At 43.4% G+C, this 23,539-nt stretch carries 12 protein-coding genes; 7 read left to right on the top strand and 5 right to left on the bottom strand.

Annotated elements, in window-relative coordinates:
• Positions 1–60: 60 nt before the first annotated feature.
• Positions 61–246 (top strand): hypothetical protein, encoded by a 186-nt coding sequence (locus tag ACU01J_RS17880; protein WP_481086927.1) that lies wholly within the window; start codon positions 61–63, stop codon positions 244–246.
• Positions 247–399: 153 nt separating this feature from the next.
• Here the strand turns inward: ACU01J_RS17880 and ACU01J_RS17875 are convergent, their stop codons facing one another.
• The 5 genes from ACU01J_RS17875 to ACU01J_RS17855 all read right to left on the bottom strand — a co-directional run bounded on the left by ACU01J_RS17875 (position 400) and on the right by ACU01J_RS17855 (position 7,682).
• Entirely contained in the window at positions 400–540 is a 141-nt protein-coding gene (locus tag ACU01J_RS17875) for a hypothetical protein (RefSeq protein ID WP_481086926.1), read from the bottom strand.
• A gap of 199 nt (positions 541–739) precedes the next feature.
• On the bottom strand, positions 740–2,188 hold the full coding sequence (gene gnd, locus ACU01J_RS17870) for a decarboxylating NADP(+)-dependent phosphogluconate dehydrogenase (protein ID WP_394126058.1): 1,449 nt from the start codon (positions 2,186–2,188) through the stop codon (positions 740–742).
• A gap of 35 nt (positions 2,189–2,223) precedes the next feature.
• Entirely contained in the window at positions 2,224–2,958 is a 735-nt protein-coding gene (pgl, locus tag ACU01J_RS17865) for a 6-phosphogluconolactonase (RefSeq protein ID WP_481086925.1), read from the bottom strand.
• The gene (gene zwf, locus ACU01J_RS17860; RefSeq protein ID WP_481086924.1) at positions 2,955–4,457 is read right to left on the bottom strand and encodes a glucose-6-phosphate dehydrogenase; all 1,503 of its coding nucleotides are present in this window, start codon (positions 4,455–4,457) and stop codon (positions 2,955–2,957) included. The genes pgl and zwf overlap by 4 nt, the downstream gene beginning before the upstream one ends.
• A 348-nt stretch (positions 4,458–4,805) precedes the next feature.
• Positions 4,806–7,682 (bottom strand): HD domain-containing phosphohydrolase, encoded by a 2,877-nt coding sequence (locus ACU01J_RS17855; RefSeq protein ID WP_481086923.1) that lies wholly within the window; start codon positions 7,680–7,682, stop codon positions 4,806–4,808.
• Positions 7,683–7,892: 210 nt separating this feature from the next.
• Here ACU01J_RS17855 and ACU01J_RS17850 point away from each other — a divergent pair, with 210 nt between their 5' ends.
• The 6 genes from ACU01J_RS17850 (at position 7,893) to ACU01J_RS17825 (ending at position 23,518) form a co-directional block, all read left to right on the top strand.
• The gene (locus ACU01J_RS17850; protein WP_481086922.1) at positions 7,893–8,276 is read left to right on the top strand and encodes a cytochrome b562; all 384 of its coding nucleotides are present in this window, start codon (positions 7,893–7,895) and stop codon (positions 8,274–8,276) included.
• A 110-nt stretch (positions 8,277–8,386) separates the two neighbouring features.
• Positions 8,387–8,743: a hypothetical protein gene (locus ACU01J_RS17845; protein WP_481086921.1), complete on the top strand. Its 357-nt coding sequence runs from the start codon at positions 8,387–8,389 to the stop codon at positions 8,741–8,743.
• A gap of 110 nt (positions 8,744–8,853) precedes the next feature.
• Positions 8,854–10,311, top strand: a complete 1,458-nt coding sequence (locus ACU01J_RS17840) for a PepSY-associated TM helix domain-containing protein (protein WP_481086920.1) — start codon at positions 8,854–8,856, stop codon at positions 10,309–10,311.
• 166 nt (positions 10,312–10,477) lie between these two features.
• The gene (gene pepT, locus ACU01J_RS17835) at positions 10,478–11,707 is read left to right on the top strand and encodes a peptidase T (RefSeq protein ID WP_481086919.1); all 1,230 of its coding nucleotides are present in this window, start codon (positions 10,478–10,480) and stop codon (positions 11,705–11,707) included.
• Between the two features lie 76 nt (positions 11,708–11,783).
• Positions 11,784–12,251, top strand: coding sequence for a DM13 domain-containing protein (locus ACU01J_RS17830; RefSeq protein ID WP_481086918.1), 468 nt, complete (start codon positions 11,784–11,786; stop codon positions 12,249–12,251).
• A 278-nt stretch (positions 12,252–12,529) separates the two neighbouring features.
• Positions 12,530–23,518 (top strand): DUF11 domain-containing protein, encoded by a 10,989-nt coding sequence (locus ACU01J_RS17825; RefSeq protein ID WP_481086917.1) that lies wholly within the window; start codon positions 12,530–12,532, stop codon positions 23,516–23,518.
• Positions 23,519–23,539 lie beyond the last annotated feature (21 nt).

Raw genomic sequence — 23,539 nt, 5'->3', positions numbered from 1 at the left:
ATACATCCAATAGAGGGCACTTAAATCCAGAAGTGAACCTTGTCAGATGTAGGAGGAATTATGGACAGAAAACTAGGCAGAGTGATGTCGAGCAGCCGAATGATTACCTTCATTGCTTTTCTTGCCGCGACGTTTGCATGGGTGTTAAATATGCCAGCGTTATTTACGGTGTCGTTAATCGCATTAGTGACCAGTGGTGTGTTGTATCTAAACGATAAGAGAAAAAGCGAAAAAAAGAGCGCCTAGCGGTGCTCTATCGATAGTTAGAAGAAACCCAATGGGTTAACGTCGTAGCTGATCAGTAAGTTTTTAGTATTCTGATAGTGGTCGAGCAGAAATACGAGATATAGAAAGCTGAAAAAGTAAAGGAGTGCGATGCACTCCTTTATTTATTGAAACCTAGCCGATTAACGCGCCTTGTTGCTGCGCTTGTTTTACCAAAGCCTGACGTTGAGCTTCCTTATCTGTTATTTTATTGTCCTTTGAAGCGTTTTGTTCCTCTACCTGTGGAACGAATACAAAGTACTTATTAATAGTCATCTTAAGAACCTCAATTTGTGTTATTTAACCATCCAGGTTAGGTTAGTCACCGATAGCCGCGACACGTATACGCGGTTCCTTGTTTAGGTTTCAAAAAATAGAGGATGCTAACTCAGTTAACATCCTCCATATACAACTTAATTATAGTAGGAGTAGCTGGGCTTAATAAATACCGTACTCCTACTTTTTAAGCGTTTTCTTACACGTCGTAAGTCGTAGACGCTGTGTCGCCGCCTGTACCAGTCCAGTTTGTGTGGAAGAATTCACCACGTGGACGGTCAGTACGCTCGTATGTGTGAGCACCGAAGTAGTCACGTTGAGCTTGCAGTAGGTTAGCTGGTAGGCGAGCAGTTGTGTAGCCATCTAGGAACGACAGTGCCGAGATAGTACAAGGCATTGGGATACCTGACTCTAGCGATTTAGCCGCTACTTTACGCCATGCAGTTAGGCTGTTTTGCAGGATGCCTTTGAAGTAGTCATCTGAACCTAGGAATGCGATGTCTGGGTTCGCTTCGTACGCGTCACGGATGTTACCTAGGAATGCGCTGCGGATGATACAACCACCACGCCACATTAGTGCAACGTTACCATAGTTTAGATCCCAGCCGTTTTCGTTTGATGCTTCGCGCATTAGCATGAAGCCTTGAGCGTAAGAGATGATCTTCGAAGCGAGTAGGGCTTGACGAAGAGCATCAACCCACTCTTGTTTGTCACCTTCAACTGGTGTAATTGTTTTGCCAAATAGCGATTCCGCTTCAACACGCTGATCTTTCAGAGCTGATAGACAACGAGAGAATACTGACTCAGAGATAAGCGTTAGTGGAATACCTAGGTCTAGTGCGTTGATACCTGTCCATTTACCCGTACCTTTTTGGCCAGCTGTGTCTAGGATCTTCTCTACTAGTGGCTCACCGTCTTCATCTTTGTAGCCAAGGATGTCAGCAGTGATTTCAACAAGGTAGCTGTCAAGTTCAGTCTTGTTCCAGTCAGCGAATACTGCTTGCATCTCGTCTGCAGACATACCAAGACCATCTTTCATGAACTGGTAAGCCTCAGTGATTAGCTGCATGTCGCCGTATTCGATGCCGTTGTGAACCATCTTCACGAAGTGGCCTGCACCGTCGTTACCAACCCAGTCACAACAAGGCTCGCCAGCGTCAGTTTTAGCAGAGATACCTTGGAAGATAGGTTTAACCGCTTCCCACGCTTCAGCAGAGCCGCCAGGCATGATTGAAGGACCAAAACGAGCACCTTCTTCACCACCAGATACACCAGTACCAATGAAGTGGATGCCTTTTTCACGTAGTGCAGCAACGCGACGGTTAGTGTCAGGGTAGTTAGTGTTACCACCGTCAATAATGATGTCGCCTTTATCTAGAAGTGGCGTTAGTGCTTCGATGAATTTATCAACAACTTCACCAGCACGAACCATTAGCATCACTTTACGTGGTGCTTCTAGCTTTTCTACTAGTTCTTCTAGTGAGTATGCACCGATGATGTTAGTACCCTTTGCTGGGCCTTCTAGGAATTCGTCTACTTTCGCAGCAGTACGGTTGTGAGCAACCACTTTGAAACCATGGTCGTTCATGTTTAGGATAAGGTTTTGACCCATTACTGCTAGGCCAATTACACCGATATCACCTTTCATTATTTCTCTCCAATTTTCCTATTTGGACGCTCGCATTAAGCGATTTTTGCTGCTGCGTCTGAATCTAAGTACCACTCCGTCTCACCAGCTTTAGACTGGATTTTCGCTGCAGGGTAAGGCAGCTCGTTTGCTGGAGTAGTATGAATTTCGTTTACGATCTCAACTTTACCTGCACCCAGTACAAGGTAGCTGATTCGTTTTGCGGCTTCTAAAACTTTAGCGGTTTTAGACACGCGAATTTGGCCTGATTCAGGATGAGTCGCCAATACGGATAGGTTCTCATCTTGATAGTCGGTTTGACCAGGGAATAGCGATGCAGTGTGGCCGTCAGCGCCGACACCTAGCAGGATCCAGTCGAATACTGGCGTGCCATTTTCGCATGGGATCACTGTTGCCATTTCTTCTGCGAAGCGTTTCGATTCAACTGCTGGTTCATCTTCACCACGAATACGGTGAATGTTCTCTGCTGGCAGGTTTACTTGGCTAAATTCTCTTAGTTTTGAGAACAAAAGGGCATTCGCTTCACCGTAGTTGCTCTCTGCATCATCAGGTGCCACGCAGCGCTCATCACCCCACCAGAAGTGTAGATTGTTCCACTGGATGCCTTCTGCGTATGGCGCTTTTGCCAGTAGCTTAAACAGCATCTTAGGTGTGCTGCCGCCAGACAGTGAAATATGCACTGGACGTTCAAGTTCGCTGAACGCTTTCATATCATTCGCTAGGCTTTCAACAACCTGCTCAGCGGTTTGGAAAATCTTATGATTGATCATAGTTCGCAGTAATCCGTATCTGTTAGGTTTTTACAAGGGAAACGCCATGCACGGTTATCACGCTGTAGCAAGTCGTCAGACTCTTTCGGTCCCCATGTGCCACAAGCGTAGCCAAATAGCGCTTGAGGGTCTTGTTTAAAATCAAGAATTGGTTGAACGTACGTCCAACATGCTTCTACCGCATCACTACGCGCAAACAGCGTCGCATCACCATTCAAAGAGTCAAGCAGCAGACGCTCGTAAGCTGTAAGCATTTGAGTCTCTTGAAGTGAGGCATAGTGGAAGTTCATTTTAACTTCTTTCGCGTGGAAACCAGCTCCTGGCTCTTTTAAGCCAAAGCTCATTTGAATGCCTTCGTCTGGCTGAATTCGAATGATCAGTTTGTTTTCTGGTGCGTTTTGACCAAATACAGGGTGCGGTGTCTGTTTAAAGTGGATAACCACTTCAGTCACACGAGTCGGTAAGCGTTTACCTGTGCGAACATAGAACGGCACACCATTCCAACGCCAGTTATTGATGTACGCTTTCAAGCCAACATACGTTTCTGTTCGAGAGTCTTCAGCAACACCTGGTTCGTCACGGTAATTAGGTAGGAATTCACCACGTACATCCGACTCTGTGTACTGACCAAGAACTAGGTTGTTACGTAGGTCATCTTCTTCAAGTGGTTTCAAACACTGCAGAACTTTTACCACTTCATCACGAATTGAGTCAGCATTAATTTGCGCTGGTGGCTCCATACCAACCATGGCGAGTACTTGAAGTAAGTGGTTTTGGAACATGTCGCGAACTGCGCCTGAACCATCGTAGTAACCGCCACGTTCTTCAACGCCAAGGAATTCAGCCCCTGTGATCTCTACGTAGTCGATAAAGTTACGGTTCCAAAGCGGTTCGAACATCGCATTTGAGAAGCGGAAAACCAGTAGGTTTTGAACCGTCTCTTTACCTAGGTAGTGGTCAATACGGTAGATTTGGTGTTCTTGGAAGTGCTCGTGAATTTCTTTGTCTAGCTTTTGTGCAGACTCTAAATCGTAACCAAATGGTTTTTCGATGATTAGGCGTTTCCAACCGTCATCTTCGTTATTCAGGCCGTGAGCGGCAAGACTTGCTGGTATTACGCTGTATAGACTCGGTGGCGTTGCGAGATAGAACAGAGTGTTACGCTGCTCGAAGCTGTATTTATCAGCAAGTTGGTCAAGACGTGCAGTCAGTTTACTGTAATCAGTGGTATCAGAGGTGTTGATGGCTTGGTAATGCAGATGATTGATAAAGGCATCTAGTGTTGCTGGCTCGGTTTTCTCCATTTCTTGGAGTGAGCGCTTTAGCTTTTCACGGTATGACTCATCACTGTATTCCGTACGACTCACACCAAGAATGGCGAAGTTTTCAGGCAGCTGTTTGTTTGAGTAAAGGTGATATAAAGCAGGGATCAACTTACGATAGGTTAAGTCGCCCGAAGCACCAAAAATTACGATGCTGCTGTTTTCTGGTATTACCATCATCTTTCCCTTAAAAACGAGGTAGTTAGCACTAATTTAGGCTGTTAGCGTATTGAGATGGTTCACCCTAACAACGAAACCTCAAATTATAAAACTGATACTGCCTATCAAATTGATAGGCAAAACCAAAAAAGCGTGCCAATTTCGAAAGCCTGAAATTTGTAAAAAACAGGTCTATTCGTTCATTTGGCAGCGTATTGTCTATGACTCTTTGACATACATCAACCTTTGAGAGGGCAATCGATTAAATAATGACTAATTTATGAGGTAAGTTATTGATAGGTAGGGAAAGCGTCTAGTTCAAAGAAACAATCTCTTTCTAGAGCTAATACTCAACATTGGATTGAGTTAGAAGTGAGATTTAAGAAATGTTTTGACCTTACGTATATGATCGTCACGATTAATCGCGCATATCTGATCTTCTGCAAGAAATAGCGTGGCATATTGTTTGTCTATCTTGTTTTCAAGGAACAATAGGTAGAGCTTAGGGTCAATGTGTCCAGACGTGGCCATCTCGGTCATTATACTGAGTGATTCTGAGAGATTTTTGGCTTTTTTATATGGGCGATCACTTGAAGTCAGTGCTTCAAACACATCAGCAATGGCCATGATACGAGCAGGAATCGAGAGATCTTCTTCATACAAGCCACGTGGGTAACCTAAACCATCGATGCGCTCATGGTGGCCTCCGGCAATTTCTGGAATGCTCTTAAGATGCTCAGGGTAGGGAAGTCGATTTAACATTGTGATGGTCTGTATAATGTGGTCGTTAATGATAAAGCGCTCTTCATCATTGAGGGTGCCTCGGCGTATCGAGAGGTTGTAGATTTCACCTCGGTTGTATTTTAGTTTACCGGGTTGTAAGACGAATTGTTCTTGCCACACATCTTTTGGGTTTACGTTCTGTGGCCATGGTACCTCATGTACCGCTTTGTCGGAGAGAACAGGCTCCATGACAGGTAATTCGACGGGTTCCCCTGCTCGTTGTTGTTCAATCCAGGATACGCCAAGTTGATCATCGAGTGTTCTTTTCCATTGATATTGGCTGATTGCCTTAATCCGATTAAGGGACTCATCATCCATAAACTCTCCGCCGATGTTACAATGTGCAACAAAGGCAAAGTCTTCATCGAGTTGTTGGTGTTTCTTTATTAACGCCTGCTTAAGCTGCTCACTATCTCCTTCACTATTAACTTGTTTTAAGTAATCAATTTCTGCTTGCGCCTTGATAAGTTCGAAGCGCATACGTACCTCGTGAATTCTGTCGTAAATTGTTTCCAGCTTGGTCGCTTTGTCGATGACGTATTCCGGCGTGGTCACTTTGCCGCAGTCATGCAACCAAGAGGCCAAATGTAGCGCTTCCCAATCAGTGTCACTCATGACAAATGTGGCAAAATATTGTTGGTCTTTGCATGCTGCTTGAGTCAATAATTTAGAAAGCTTGGGTACGCGCTGGCAATGGCTCCCTGTATAAGGTGATTTAGTGTCGATAGCAGAGGCGATTAGCTCAACGAACGCATTCAGCATTTCTTTTTGTTGGCGAACCCTATCGATGTTTTCTTTGGCAAGTTCAGCAAAGCTTAATAACTCTTTTAGAAAGGCGTGCTTGTCACTTTGCTCTTGGGTGATGGCTCGCTCATAACCAAGTAGCAATATACCGACCAGCTCTTTGTTGCGATTGATTAGCGGGAACAGATAAAAATCTGAGTTATAAAGCGTGTCGCGATAATTGGCGACGATATTATCGCTTCGGTTGAAGTGCAATACTTCACCTTTGGCGAGCTCTTTTTGAATCCAAGCGGTGGAGTGCAACAACTCATTAATATCAATTTTGAACGGAATGATGGCGTGGTTGGCGGAGGCTTCATAGTTACTTTCAACAGAGTCTTTACTGTATAGGATAATCGTCTCTGCTCGCGTGACTAAATAACTTTGATGAGTGATTGTTTTTGCCAACACAGAAAAGTCTTGGTTACTCGCAGTTTCGCGTAGTAAACCGAGTAAGTCGTGTAGAGTATGCTCCATCAACTCGATAGAGGTGGTTAAGTTTGCCACTTCTTTAATGACGCTTTTAGAGTAACGGGTTTTCTTGAAATCAAACCTCGCGATGCTGTCAGTTTGATGCATTAAGTTTTGCAGAGGATTTGCGAGCCTCTTCGCGACAATCCATACGATCAAAAAGCTCATTACCATTAGCGTAAATGCAACTTTGATCTGCTTGTCTCTCATAGAAAGTAGGTTGGCAAGCAGATCGTCTTGCGGGGTGGCTTCGGCAAGTAAGATTCGGGTGTGTTTATTTAAATTGACCGGAGTCAGCGTAATTGACCAATCAACTTGGTTTTCCTTCGTTTTTTCATAGAGTATTTGGCTAGATATTCTCCCCAGTACTTTAGCGAATAAGCTGTTCTCTATTTGAGTACGATTTTTTTGTTGATCGTCGCTGAGTGTAAGATCGCCTTGGTAGTGCGCTAGTACATTAAACTTGTTATCAAACAGGACCAATTTACTTGCTTCTGAGTAGCCGAGTTGCGCAATCTGTTCAGATAAAGAGTTTAGCGTAAAGTCAGCGCCTACCACGGATTTTCCATCGGCACTTCGGCGCGAGAAGGTGACTCCATTCGTTTGGAGAAAATAGAAGAAATAGGGCTCAGTCAAGCGAACTTCACCATCATTACTTGCGTTTTGAAACCAAGGTCGAGCTCTAGGATCAAACTGATTATCGTTGGTTTTATGGTAATCAAGAACCTTATAGCTACCATCAAGAAAATAGAAAATGTTCGCGCCAGAAGTATAGGTTTGGTTGATCATCAAGGTTGCTTTACTTGGCGCACCAAAACGCTCACGTTCGGCATTGGTTCTTAGCGGGCGAAATAAGGCTAGTTCACCTTTTTCATTTCCGTAATAGAGCGCGACGAGCCCTGGGCTACGTTTAAAAATGAGATTAAGATAGGTGAGAAAACGTACTTCTTTGTGTGGTTTCCTATTTCGTTCGACAACCTCGCTTAACGCCATAAAGTCGAGGGTGGTCAAAATGGGGCCAGTGTTGAGTTGGAATGTCGACTCTAATTGACGACTATTCTCTTCGCTGAGATCTTTTGCACTTCCGGCTAATAGTTCTTGCGCATGACGATAACTAATAGCGATGAGGACAGCGCCAACTAAAGTCGTCAGAATGAGAAATAGACTAGTAATATGGATACTGAGTGAATATTTACGTTTGCGCATGATCTTCCTTCAGTGGCTGACCTAATAATTATTAGTCGAAAATCATGAAAATGCATATGTTTAGTAGACTTATTACATATGGTTATTGTTCTGTTGGGGGAAGGGATTAATCGCGATAAGTTGTTTATAAGTCGAAACAAAATATCGTCAACAGGTGGTGATTTTTAAGTATAATCTCTTCTCCCAAGTGATTTACTAAGAATAAATACAATGAAAAAAATAATCCCAATTACCGCACTTGTAATGTCAGCACAAGTCTTCGCTAGCGACTTTGATCTCAAAGCCACTATGAAGCAGATGAAAATGGAATTTAAACAAGCAGCTCAAGCTGAAGAAATCACCGATATGCAGTCAGCGGTATCCAACCTATCTGACCTTGTCGAACAGTCAAAACGCGGTGATTACCCACCAGAAAAATATGATCTATACCAAGAAGGTTTTAATAAACTTTCTGTTGCGCTTGATTCTGTTGAAGCGAAGCTAGATGCGGGTGATCTCAATGCTGCGAAAGCAGAGCTGAAAATCGTTGATGACCTCCGTGTTGAGTACCACGACAAGCGTAATCCTAGTATTTGGAGTAAGATTTTCGGTTAAGTCGTTTATTGCCCTATAAATCGGCATGATCTAAGTTAGATTTTTTAACGAATTGGCTGAATTTGTTGCAAGATAGTTATATATTTTCGCTCAATTAATTGAGAGTGAAAATGATACGGACATCAAACTTTAAGCGAAGTATGCTGATCGCAAGTGCCCTTAGCTGGGTGCTTGTGACTTTGATGCCTGTTATTAATGCACATGGCTCCAGCGCAGGCGTTTGGGCGACCCTTTGTACTATTAATGGTTTTGAACTTGTTCAGGTTGAAGAAGGTAAGCCAGAGTTACAGAATAGTAAGCCGTGTCCGTTCAGCCATTTCTCGGTCTTTCACCAAGATTCACTTCCAACACCAACATATCTACGAAAGTCTTCGTTAGCAGTTGAAAATCCGTACACTTATTTGGCTCTAAGTGAGCGGTTCCAGATTGCTATACCTCGTGCTCCACCGTCCTATTCTTTCACTTAATCTAACAATCAAATAAAAAGGCTTTAAGCCACTTAAGTAAAGTTAATGCTCAGCAGCTAACCTTGAATTAATTCGAGTGGATGGCTTATGCGCACAAAAAGGAAGACAAAATGTTGGGTAGTCAAATTCAGACTGGGCCTAAGGGCTGTGCACGTGCGTCAAACGTTCAACTACAAAATAAGGCTAGGTACTTTCTCGTTTGGAGGTGGCACTTCTATGCGGGTTTTTTTGTTATCCCGTTTATGCTGATGTTAAGCCTGACTGGCATAGTGATGCTGTTTGATGATGAAATTGAACAGCTCAGATATCAAGAATTGATCAGCGTGGAAAAGCAAGTTAAACAACTACCGATATCTACTCAGTTAGAAGCGGTAAAAGAGGCCTATCCTAATGCGTCAATCACGCAGGTCATCGTCACGGAAGAGCCTACTCACGCGAATCGGTTTAATGTTCGTTTGGCGGATGGAAGCTCGATCTTTGCGACTGTTAATCCATATACCGCCAAAGTATTAGGGCAAATAGATCGAAGCGATAGCTGGTATCAATTGGCCAATGAGATTCATGGCACTTTGCTGATCGGTCAATGGGGGGACTATCTAATCGAAGTCTCTGCGAGTTTAGGTATCCTATTGCTGATCAGTGGTATTTATCTCTGGTTGCCTAGAGACAAGGCATCGAAAGCGGGTTTTCTAAAAATTCGCTTTGACAGTGGTAGCCGTATTTTAATGAAGGACTTACACGCTAATCTAGGCGGTACGCTTTCAGTTATCTTTTTGCTATTTTTGTTATCGGGTCTTGCTTGGGCTAGCGTGTGGGGCGCGAAAATGGTTCAGGGCTGGAATACGTTTCCGACTTATTACACTTGGGGCGACAAACCGCAATCGACACAGTTACATCAGCATCTAAATCATGGCAGTGAAGAGGAGATGCCGTGGAACTTAGAGTTAGCGCCAATGCCAGAATCCGATCCGCACCATGGGCATCAGCAACAGGAATCAAGCCAAAACAAGTACGATGCCAGTCGTTCAATTGATATTGATACCATTGTTCTTAAAGCTGAGCAGCTTGGCCTGTCGCAGTATCGCCTATTCTTACCTCAGAGCGAGACGGGAGTTTACACCATTGCTGCCAACTCAATGGCTGGTGATGTTGTTGACCCTCGCCGTGATAGAACAGTGCATATTGACCAATATACTGGGCAGACACTGATTGATGTGACATGGGATGATTACAGTATTATCGCCAAGTTAATGGCTGCTGGAGTATCGCTACACCAAGGTGATTTAAGCGCAGTTAACAAATGGCTGAACGTGTTCTTCTGTGTTGCTTTTATCACAGTAGCGATTACCGGCGCTTGTATGTGGTGGATGCGACGTCCGGCAAGGCAAAATAGGCTTGGTGTACCTGCAAGGTTTGAGCAAGAAGGCATGTGGAAAGTAGGCTTAGCCACATTAATACTGATTGGCGTGTTATTCCCCTTAGCTGGAGTGACAATTGTGGTTGCAATGCTGATCGATGCTTTATTGGTGCAGAAAAGTGACAGACTAAAGGAATACCTTTCATCATAACCATTTGTTAATCGAATAAGACGGCTGCCAGCATTGATGTAGGTAGCCGTTTTGTTTGTTTTTACTGCGATAAAACTGATTTATAGCAAATTTTCTTGTTGGAGAAGGCGTAGGATGATCTCTCATGCAAAAAGGCTAGAACCATAAAGTAACAAGAGAAAAAACTATGAACGAATTAGTAGAACGATTTTTGCGCTATGTGACTTTTGATACTCAATCAAATCCAGCCGACTCAGGCTGTCCTAGCACTGCGGGGCAAATGATGTTTGCTGAGTTTCTAAAGCAAGAATTAATTGACATGGGGCTATCCAATGTATCGCTCGATTCAAATGGCTACTTAATGGCAAGGTTACCGAGTAACGTTGATTATGACGTTCCTGCTATAGGTTTTATCGCACATATGGATACCGCTCCAGATGCTTCTGGGAAAGACGTAAAGCCACAAATTATTGATGATTACCAAGGTGGCGATATTGCGTTAGGCAAGGGGGATGAAATTCTGTCTCCGATTCAATATCCAGAGCTGCACAAGCTTCATGGTCACAACTTGATTACTACCGATGGTACCACGCTATTAGGCGCGGACAACAAGGCAGGTATTGCTGAGATTTTGTCTGCGATTTCAGAGCTGATCGCTAATCCAGACATACCTCATGGTGATATCTGTGTTGGCTTTACGCCAGATGAAGAAATCGGGCGCGGGGCGAACCTTTTTGATGTAGAGAAGTTTGGAGCTAAGTGGGCGTACACCATTGATGGTGGTCCAGTTGGCGAGTTGGAGTTTGAAAACTTTAATGCCACTAGCGCTGATGTCATTTGTCATGGTGTGAATGTTCATCCCGGTACAGCTAAAGATAAAATGATCAACTCAATGAACATTGCAGCTCAATTCCAAATGATGATGCCGGCAGATCAAACCCCAGAGACTACGGCAGGATACGAAGGTTTTTATCATCTAAAATCCGCTGAAATGTCGGTTGCTCGTAGTGAACTAGGTTACATCATTCGCGATTTTGACCGAGAGGCACAAGAGCAACGTAAGCAGTTTATGGTAGATAAAGTGACTGAGTTGAATGAAAAGCTAGAGAAGGGCAGAGTTGAATTGATTCTGACTGACAGCTATTTCAATATGAAAGAACAAGTTGAACCGTTCCCTCATGTTATTGAGTTGGCAAAACAGGCGATGATAGCATGTGATGTAGAGCCTCAAATTAAACCGATTCGTGGTGGTACTGACGGAGCAAGACTCTCATTTATGGGCTTACCATGTCCGAATATCTTCACAGGCGGATATAATTTCCATGGCATTCACGAGTTCATTTCAATTGAAGGTATGGAGCAGGCGGTAAAGGTAATTGTGACACTGGCAGAAAAAACCGCATTAAACTATCGATAAGTAATACCCAAAACGCTGATATTTAGCAAAAAATCATATACATTTATAGTTATTGATTGGACTGCTAGGTATCAGCATGAAAAGGATTTTTTTACTCGTTTCCCATCTTGGTTGCATCGCCTTGGGTTTCTCCTTAGGGGTATATGCTCTACCTATTCTTACCCAACCACCTTCCCCAAGCATGACTGAAGTGCAGGACGTTACTAATCAAGCACTTTATACCGCGACGTTTCAAAAGGATCGTCAAGACAGTGACTTTTTACACTGGGGGGAGGGTTCTGTCTCTATCAGTTCGCAGCAAGTTGCGTTCTTAGGGAAACTGGCTCCCGGTCCCGACTACAAACTCTACTTTTCCCCGACCTTCGTTGAAACCGAAGCTGGATTTAATGCTAATAAAGAGCAGATGATCCAAGTTGGCGAAGTGAAAAGCTTTGATCGTTTTACGGTTTCTTTACCAGAAGAGTTTCCACTTAAAGATTACAACACGGTTATCGTTTGGTGTGAAACTTTTGGCGAGTTCATAACGTCAGCTCGATATAAATGACCGAAATGTAGGAATTTTCTGAGATTTAATGTGGCTAAATTTATGTGGCCTGACATTTTTGAATAGTTTGCGAAATTCGGGTAGTTTCTTTCAAAACACTGACATTTGGTTAGTGCTCGAATCGATAATGCGTGACTTGCTCAACGGCTGTACATCTCGTCCAATAATAAATTTCAGTGAGAATAGCAGCGCGCTCAAATAAGGATAACATCGTTTTGTTTAACTCGTTTAGTTCAAAACTATACATATATCTTTCGTTGCTCCTCTCTTTGGTGTCTATGCAGGCTCATGCTGCAGATATTAAGGTGTCGGTTTCTCCTACCACGGCGACTTATCAAAACGGTCAGAGCATTGATTACACTGTCACTGTAAAGAACACAACGGTGAAAACACTTCGAGACGTCTCGATTAAAGGTCCGCTTTGGGATGTGCAAGCAGACGGTGAAGCTGGAAAAGTAAAAGCATTTAGCTCACTAACCATTTTACCTTCAAGCAGTTGGGGATCTAATTCGGGCAACTTTGCCACAAATGATACAAACCTTGATGTAAGTGATGCGGTACTTTTGCCATTTGGTAGCATTGATTTTCTAATTCAGGCAACCGTGAGTAATGATGTCGTTGGTATCATTGAACTGGGCGATACGGTAGTCGAAGCAGATATTGACGGTGATGGGAGTGCAGAGACTTTTACTCCTTCTAGCAAGAGTATTTTCAATCCTGTCCCATATCAGTATGAAATGAATCTTTCAGTCGACAAGTCTGAGTATCAAGTGGGAGATTCGCTGACCTATACGTTAGAAGTGGTCAATACTGGTAGTTACTTAGTACAAAACCTTTCGATCGAGCAGTTATTTGCGTCACTCAGTGTTGAGGATATGAGCGGTGGTACTTCTTCACCATTTTCTAGCGTTGAGATTAGTGGCAAAAAGTCTGGAAGCCTAAGTGATTTGGGCTCGTTTGCAGCTAGCGGAGATCTGAACGTTACTGGTGCTTCTATCGATGCTGGAGGTAAGCTTACCTATACGATTACAACCACAGTAAACAACAATGTAGTAGGGGATATCATCACCTCGGCGCAAAGTCGTACTAAAGATGGTGTTGTTGATAGTAATGAACGGACCACTCCTCCTGCCCAGCCTCAAGTATCCATTGAGCACACCATTAATAAAACAAGTGCATATTTGGTTAATGGTGAACGTGTATTCGCTGTTAAGGTAAGTAATACAGGTTTAGGTATCGCGTACAACTATCACGTTAAACAAAACATCGCCGAACTTATCTCTAACTTAGGCTTAGGTAACAACCAGAAGGCAGAACACGATTCGACAGATGTTAGTGGTAACCCATTTGGTAATTGGAACATCGATGTAACGGATGCTGGGGCCAATAGCCAATCGCGTTACAAAGATAGTGGTACTCAAGCCAATGTCTCTTTTGATGACACAGTTTCTTTATTCCCCGGTGAATCTATTACGTATGAAGTAAAAGCGACGATCTCACCCGTTGCTATTGGTGTGGTCCAAGGTGCAAATGCAGGTGTGTATGATTCAACCGATGCGCTGATTCAAGATGCCCAGATCGCGGAATCTTTCACTGCCGAGAGAACGCTCAATGTAAACGATCCAGAAATCAAAATTGTGAAAACAACGAAGGAGTCTGAGTACATTCCGGGTAATAGCGTTGAGTATGAAATTAAAGTGTCTAACTCATCATCAAAGTATTTCGCCAATAATTTGCAAGTGGTTGATGATCTTACCTGTATCCAAACTGAGCAGGCAGCTGGAGCAGGCCAAGGCTTAGCGTTTAAACGTTGGAAGCTTGAACCTAGTAGTCCTGAAGATGATCTAGGTACTGATCCCGGTCAATACAACTATGGTAGCTGGACTACCTCTCCAGTGACAGTGTCACCTGACATTGCTCCAGGCAAAGAAGTGACTTATAAATTAACGGCTGAGGTAAATGACGCTAGTGTTGGTTTGATTATTGATAATAATCCAGCATGTTCCGACAATGTTACCGAAGAGGGCTCAGGTGTTCAGATGCCTGAAGATAACTTGCGAGCAAGTAAAGATGTAGATAGTCGTTATTACTCTTCGGGTGACGTTTTAACTTATACCATTCGCGTTGACAATGATGGTGAAGGTTTCGCTAACCAAGTACAGGTTATTGACGACCTAGCTTCAGTTCAGACAGTTAATATCTATGGGGACGTGATCGGTGCATTCGACAGTTGGGAAATCACTGCGGACGGATACCACGCAGATGGTTCGGCAGCGACAGCAACGGATACGGGTATTACTGGAACGCTCTCTAGTCCTAATATCCTTGATGTTAAGGCAACGATTGAGCCTCACTCGTACGTAATTTATACCATAGCTGCGAAAACCAACCCATTAGCCAATGGTCATATTCAAAATAGTGTGACAGTCGATAGTTCTGTTTATGCCGATAGAGGTTCCGATCCGCGTGATTTTAATATCGATCTGATCAAAGAAGTAAAAACAAATAATGATTCGGGCTTTCACTCTGAGCAGACGAGTTACTCTAAGATGGAAAACGAAGTTACCTACCGTATCCGTCTACGTAACGAAAAAGGCAATGGTTATGCGACGAATGTAAAAGTGAAAGATACAATATCAGCGATAGAAGCAGGGATCTTAGAGCCAGACAACGCATCGAAAAAAGTATTTTCTTCTTGGACTATCAGCGCGGAAATAATTTCCGATAATCCGCTATTAAACGGCAACAGTACCTATACCGATGTAGGTAAGTTTGAAGATAACAAGGATCTAGACACTGTTGCACAAATTGCTCCGAATGTTGAAGTCGTCTATACAATTGTTGCGCAAATTGACCGCAGTAATAGTGATGAAATCATCTACAAGAGGTTTTCAAATGCCGCAATTATTGAGACGCCTGATTCAGATTCGCAATCAGGCATGCAAGACGCGGCCTCAGTGTATCCGAAAGCGCCTAATGTTGTTGTGGTGAAAACGACTCACGAAAACGAGTTTGTTCCGGGTCAATGGGTTGAATTTGACGTTACTGTGTATAACCGTGGTGCAGGTTATGCCAATGAAGTTCGAGTTAAGGATGACATTCAAAGAATGAATGTTTTTTCTGAATGGACGATTTCCTCGGGGACAGATAAAAACAACTCACCATATAAAACAGGTAGTTACCCAGACTCTAAATCGAACTTCCCGGATGACGGTAATATCAATACTAAAATCGATATTGACCCTCAAACTAAGCAAGGGATGGGTTTTGTTACCTATAATATTCGCGGTTTAGTAAAGAGTGATTATGCCAAAGATGAAATTTCAAATACCGTTGAAATTCATGATCCTGTTAATAATCTTGACCAATCTGCTAGTGCAGAAATTGGTGGGAGCGGCGGCGATAAGCTTAATGTTTCTATTGTAAAAACTGCCGATACTACACGTTTCGTCCCAGGTGAAGATGTCACCTACTTTATTTATGTGCAAAATAACAGTGAGAACACCGCCGAAAATTTGAAGCTGGTTGACCCGCTCAGCGAGATTAAGTCGGTACTGGCTAACGAGAAGAACAATCGCATCTTGGATTTCGAAGACCAATCTCCGTTTGAGTATTGGGAGTTCGACTATGGTGATGGTAGCGGTTGGCAAGGCCAGACAACGGATGACCTCATTTATCCATTAGGTGATGTTAATACTTCGTTTTCACTTGCAGCAGGAGAAACTCGACTTTTCAAGATTAAAGCACGGGTGAAAGACAACCTTGTAGGCTCTCGTTCAGCAGCTGGTTTTATCGAACCGATCATAGCTAACGACGCCTACATTTTCCGTGATTATAAGCAGGTCGATGAACAGTCTCACGTCTCTCATCATGAAATGGAACGCGCTGAAAGTGGCGGTAGTATGACACGAGAGTTGTTGGTCAATGGTAAGAAAAGTGAATTCTACGCACCGGGTGATACGCTTACTTATAAAGTTAAAGTTAGCTCAAATATTGGTTACTACAACAACCACCGCGTAACTGAAAATATTCAAGGTGTGAATGTCCTATTACTTGATGGTTCAAGTGCCAACCCATTTAACGACATCTTCTCTGTCGCGGTGGAGAAAGAAGACAGTGATGGGGGCGATGGTACAACTGATGGTACTTTAGATGGTGTTGTAAAAGATAATGAAAATATCACTACGACTATAGACGTAGCGGGTGGTGATCATGTGTTGTACACCGTTGAAGGGGTCGTGCGTGAAGATGCGGTTGGAGATATCACGATCGGCGGCATTACTATTGAGCCTTATGATTATCACTTAGTGTTCGCAAAAACGGTAGACCAGAAAAACTATCAACCAGGGCAAGAGTTAACGTATCACCTGCGTATTACCAATGATGGTAAAGGAGGTGCCTACAATATTCCTATCGAAGATAAACTGTCGGTGATTAAAACTGAATTACTGGATGGTAGTCAAGGAACTGCGTTCCCGAGTGGCTGGGCTATAGAGTCTAAGGTACTAAGCGGAAGCGCTCATGCAGAAGTCGACCTAGATGGTACGATCAAAGATAACCAAGATATTCAAACACATATTTCAGTGCCTGCAGGTGAGACGGTAGATTACACTGTCACAGCGGTAGTCAATAACGAGGCTGTAGGTAACATAGTCAACTTGTTCAAAGTCGATGGTGATACCGTAAGTGCAGAGTCGAAAGCCGACACAGAAAAATATAGCTTCTCTAAACAGGTAGTCCAATACCTTGATAAAGATGGAATTACTGAACTTACCGGGGGCTACACGCCGGGCGGGTATATTGTTTACGAGATTCTATTAGAGAATAAAAATAACGTTCACCTAAAAGACATAAAAATTACCGATGACATTAAAGGTATCTCAACCGATTACTTTGACGGTACAACGGGTCAAGCGTTTGATTCGTGGAAAATAAAGTCAGAAGTAGATTCAAGTGGCTTATCTGATTCTGGTACGTTTAGCGACAACAATAATATCGATACTGAGTTTAGTATTGCTGGTAATAACTTTGTTGAAAGTGGGACTTTTGTTAAATATACCATTACCGCAAAAATCTCTGAAAAAGCAGTTGGTTCAATCCAAAACAGTGCCAAGGTCGATAAAAAGCATAATCTAACGTCGGAACGTTCAGATATGCTACCAGCAGAGCTTAAAAAACTTCACAAAGCCTATACGGATAACAGCTTTTCAACGGTGAAGTCAGCCTTCAATCATTTACCTGATAGTCAGAAAGTCGTTTATAAACTGCGTTTAGAAAACCAAGGTAAAGGTACAGAGTACAACTCATCGTTATTGGAACAGTTTACTACATTAAAAACGAAGATCGCTCAAGATGCAGCAGGTGAAAGTGATGATCAACGTGGCGTGGTCTATGAACCGGCGAGTTGGACTATCACCGCAACAAAATCTAGCGAAGTAACAACTATTATCGGTGGCTACACAGGTGGTTCTAATATTGATATCGATATTCCTACCTTATCGATTGCAGCCGGAGGTTGGGTTGAATTTACCATAGAAGGCCAGATCCGTGATGATGCGATGACCGCAATTACAATTACACCTAAATATAACGGTTCGGGTTTTGGTAAGTCTCAAATTAAGCCAGACCACTCCAACTTAGATGTCAGTAAAGAGATTATATCTATCGGTGGTCGACCTTACTCTAAAGGTGATACTTACAAGCCAGGTGAAGAGGTTGTGTATCGATTCACGGTTGAAAATACGGAACCAGTTTGGCGCGACAATACGGTACTAAAAGACGTTCTTTCAAATGTCACGGTTGAAGTTATTGGCGGCAGTGAAGAGCAAGCGTTTACAGTGACTGATATTTCGCATGACATCACGGCTGGCATTGATAGTGACATTGATACTTACCTACCGAGTTATGATCGAACTGGAGATCTCGACCTGACTGCGGATATCGCGCCGGGTGAGAAAATCACCTTTACGATTAAAGGCACAATCCGTTCGGATGCGCTAGGTGAAATCAGTGCTAACTCTGCAACAGGTGGTGACCATACGGTAGATACGGATGTGATACCGCCTATTGCGCCTAACTTAGTATTCGAAAAGTTGGTAACCAATACTACTGCAGATGGCGGTAGCTGTTCGTTCCCATCGAATACAGGTGCAGGTTGTGAATACAACCCAAGCGGACAAGTTAACTATACTATTTCTGTCGAAAATACTGGTGAAGGTATTGCCAACGATATTGCGATCATAGACAAACTCAACTCGATTGTTACCTCCACTGGAGCAAAAGCGTTTGGTAGTTTATCAACAACTGTACTTGAGCAACCAAGTACAGATCGTTTCTCTATCTCGGGTGATTACTCTGGTAGTAAGCCTCTCGATGCGAGGTTTGATTTAATGCCAGGCGACAAAGTGGTCTTTGGTTTGTCAGGCACTGTTGATGGCGATGCAACCGGTACGATTACCAACGTTGCTACAGTTGATGGTAAAGATTCTAATGCCGTTGTTTTAGGACAAGGTGATGCAGAGATTCTTGCCGCTAAGAGTACTGATACGCCGACTTATGTTCCGGGTGGCGAAGTACGCTATACCATGTTTATTATCAACAAGGCAGATACCAATGCGGATGTCAAAGTAGAAGATGCGATCTCGAAGTTCTTAGTCGAAACAGCAGACGGCACTTTGCAAACCGCATTGAAGTCTTGGAATACAACTGCAACGTTTGTGAGCAATATAAGTGCTGTTCACAATGACGCGAGCGCAATCCAAACGACAGGTGATATTGACGCGATTGCTAAGTTGGGTGCAGCTACACCGACAGAACCTACGATTCTAAAAATTGATGTAGTTGGTAATGTTCGAGATGATGCTGTGGGCAAGTTTGGTAACATTCTGTACGTCGACAGTAAAGAAATCAATCTGAAGCAACAATATATATATCCTGAGCCGGGCAGCGTATCGGTGAGCAAAGAGGCATCTATTTCACCCGCTGTTTATGCGCCGGGCGATAAGATAGGCTTTGATATTACGATCGAAAATACTGGTGTTGGTTACTTACAAAACTTAACCGTTGAAGACTTAGTTAAGGAAATTGGCAGTGACGTAGTAGGAAGCCCTCGACCAGGTAGAGTGTTTGATTCTTGGGATAGTGCTAGCAGCTCTATAACGATCGTCGATTCTGGTGCAAGTGCTTCATACACTATCTCGCAAACAGCCTTCAGTGATGCCGACGGCTTTAAAGGTGAATACCAGTTAGCGCCAGGGTCGAAGATTCAACTGCATCTGGAAGGCATTGTTAAAAACAATGTAATCGGCGAAATCACCAACAAGGTAAGTGTTGCTGCCAACGGCGTTAATCAAGTGACTGATAGTGCAACTTATTTACCGATTGATGCTGAAGTGACAGTGTCAAAAGAAGTAGATAAAAACGTTTACCAAGCTGAGGACGAGCTGGTTTATACCATTGTACTAACCAATACTCAGCGTGTCTGGGCAACAGATGTTCATGTGACTGACTTTGTTAACCGTATTAGTGCTGAAACAATTTACGGTAATGAGATATCTGTCTTTAAGCCCGGCACAATTGATATCAGTGCAACGTCGGCTAAGGGCACAACAGTGCTTCCTGCACTTTCAGGTGAGTACATCAATAACATGGTTGATATTGCGCCTGAAGATGTGGTGACAGTCACCATTAAAGGCACATTAAAGCCTGAGATTATCGGCGAAGTGAAGAACATCGTGGATGTCGAATATGACGGTAAATCATTGTCTGATGAAGCGATAAGTAAACCACTAGTGCCTGCAATTTCGGTGGCAAAGACGCCGATTGAAGAGTACTACACACCAGGCTCAATCAACGGTTTTGTCATTACCATTGAAAACAAAGATGCGGCCTTTGCCAACGATATTGAGTTGGAAGATCTCATTTCAAAGATCATGGTCGAAACGGTTGATGGTGTTGATAAGCCGGCCTTTAGTCGTTGGGAGTATTCATTTAAAGCCAATGATCCTATGACGACGGTTGATTCTAGTGGCAGTTATGCATGGAATAGTGATATCAAGAATACGATCGATTTAGCACCGAATGACACCATCACTTTCACTATTCGTGGCGAAATTGATAGTCGCGCGATTGGTGACATTAATAATATTGCTAACGTGAAATACGATGGTAATGACAGTTCAGTAAACGCAGTGATTAAGCCGAAGCCAGCCGATATTACAGTGACGAAAACAGCGGATAGAGAGTTTTATCAAGCTGGAGAGCCCGCTCAATTTGTGGTTACTGTCAGCAACCAAGGTGATGGCTTTGCTGACGATGTGACTATTAAAGATATCATGAATGATGTTTTGGTTACTTTGGTTGATGGTAGCACTGGAACTGCGTTTGAAAGCTGGAAGATTAAGACTCAGCTCAGTGATATCGACTCTAGCCTGACGGTGACACCAAGTGGCAACAATCCAGATATCGATACTCTTGCGGATATTGCGCCAAATAGTACGGTGACGTTCACCATTGATGGCATAGTTAACCGTTATGCGACAAGCGACATCTTAAATAACGCCACGGTTGATTTCGGGACTGAACCGCAAAAGAGTGCTGATGCGTTAATCAAACATCGACCGATTTCTTTGAAACTAGAAAAGTTTGTTGGTGAAACAGGCTCAGACACTGAAATGACCTATGAGCCTGGGAAACCAGCAACGTTTAGAGTCATCCTAACCAACCAGAACGCGGCGTTTGTCGGTGGGATTCAACTGAAAGATCTGTTGGGTTCACTGGAAGTGGATACGGTCAATGGCGTTCGTGAGCCTGCACTGGAGTCTTGGTCGATCAAGGTTAATAAAGGCAATGAGTTAACGACTATCTCGCCAGACCCAAGTGGTCGCAACCGAGAGGTTGATTCTACGGTAAACCTTGCACCTAATGACGTGTTAGAACTTGTTATTACAGGTCAGGTGAACAACTTCGCTAACGGCCAAATCGATAACAAAGCGAGTATGTTGGCTAACACTGGGCGAGTAGATCGCTTTACAGCAGTGGCAAGTCTATTGCCTGAGCCTGACAATGTCATTATCACTGAAGAAGCGGATAACCCTATCTACACAGCGGGTGAGCCTGCAACGTTCCGAGTTAAACTGTTCAACGACAGTAAAGGCTTTGCCAATGATGTGGTATTGAGAAGCGCTATCTCGCGCATGAAAGTGCAGACTAAGCCTGATTTGTCGACTGGTGACAGAGAAGCGGTAAGTGCGTTTACCGATTGGAAAATCGAAGCGAAGAGCAGTGACCCTCGTTCGAACATCAACGCAGGTACTCTGTCAGATAACAATGATATTACCATCGGCGGCGATATTGCTCCGGGCGATACGGTAGAGATTGTGATTACTGGTACAACTGACCCACGTGCTATGGGGGAGATCGTCCATACTTCGTTTAAGATTGATGAATCAAATTCCGGACCAGCGCCAGCGCCATCAACCAGAGATGCACGAAATGCGAATATCGAAGCGGTACGTGCAATGATCACACCGAGAGCCGTAAGTTTTGCCATCGATAAAACCACTACCAAGGGTGAGAATGCGCAATATACCAATGAGGATTCCGAGCTTACTTACGTATTGAAAGTTAGTAACCAGGGCTCATCGACCATTACAGGAACTAAGATGGTCGATGAAATCAGTAAGCTTGCAGGCACTAGCGGTAACCCTCTGTTCACATCGTGGAAAATGAGCATTGTTGAATGGCCAACTGGGCAAAATAAAGGTGAGTTTACGGATAAGGACCTGTTACTACCTGACAGTGGACCTTCGTTAGACTTACTGCCTTACATGGGCAATGGTTATGAAATCACCATTACTGGCCAGTTAAATAAAGGCTTGGATGACAATATAACTAATACCTTTACTGTGACGGATCCAGCAACAGGGATCAGTGCTTCTGATGATGTAACCATCCATGTGAAGAAATTTGCGGATAATGAAGGTGAGTTAGAAGTTACCAAGCAAGCACAACAAACCGACGCTCAAGTTGGTGACGTGGTCGAGTACGAAGTGACTATCTTCAATAACAATGAATCAGAGTTTAAAGATGTCAAACTTGTCGACCGTTATCCGTCAGGCTTTGCGTACGTTCCCGGTTCTACTGAGCTAGTAAACAGTGGTCCGGATGGTGAGTTTGATACTGGCGATGATGTGATAAAGCTTGATGACCCTGCGGTAACAAACAGCTTAACCTTTAATGTTGGGGACATGTTAGCGCATAGCAACGGTGAGAAAACCATTACTGAGAAAGTGCGCATTCGTTACCTGTTAAGGGTTTCCGTCGGAGCAACATTTGGTAAATATGTAAACTCAGCGGTGGCAATGTCTCCTCCAGAAGGTCAAACATCGGGAGCATTGGAAGAAAAATCCAACACGGCGACAGCGACCGTTGAAGTATTGCCGGACAAAGTTTTCGATACCGCATCAATCATAGGTAAGGTATTTGAAGATCATAACCAAGATGGATTCCAGGCAGATGCAACTGCGTTTGATGTGATTGTTACGGCCAACATCTCAGACAATGATTACATCAGTGGTACCACTGTGGTGATTCAAGATGGTAGAGAAATTCGTCTTTCTGATACCGAACATCTTGCATCGGAAGAAGAGGCTGATACATATCAACACAACTATTCCCACGATAGTCGTTCGAATAGTAAACAGAAGCAGTATGATTCTGCGTTAGTGAAAGGGTATGAGATAGATGAGCTATTTGGCCTGTCTCAAAACCGAACGCTACCAAAGAGTAACAAGGTGCTGTTCCAGTTTGAAACGCGCAGCGACAAAGGATTCATCTTTAGCGTGGTAACTGATTCTGGTAGCCGAATCATGTTTGATAGAAGCGGTGAAATTACCAGCCATTATGTCGATGATAAAGAAGAAGGGCTGTCGGCTGAGAACCTAAATGTTACGCGCAACCTATATAGAGATGGTGACCATTATCTATGGGAGATTGTGATAGAAAACAAAGGTATCTATGAAGATGGCATTCCTGGCGTTCGCCTACTGACTGTTGAAGGTATTGTTATCGAAACGGACCAATATGGGCGTTATCACGTGCCTGATCAGTGGGTTCTCGATAAGAAAGGTAAGAACTTCTTAGTGAAAGTCGATACCGACTCGTTACCGACGGGAATGAAGGTCATTAGTGAAAACCCACGTGTTCAACGAATTTCACCTAACAAACTAACGAAATTCAACTTTAGTGTTGCGACAGAGGAAGAGTAATTCATGCTAAATCAGACAAAT

This window comes from Vibrio sp. 2433-A1 (assembly GCF_056726085.1).
Note: the sequence above shows the minus strand (reverse complement) of the source record. Positions and strands in the feature narration are given on the sequence as shown.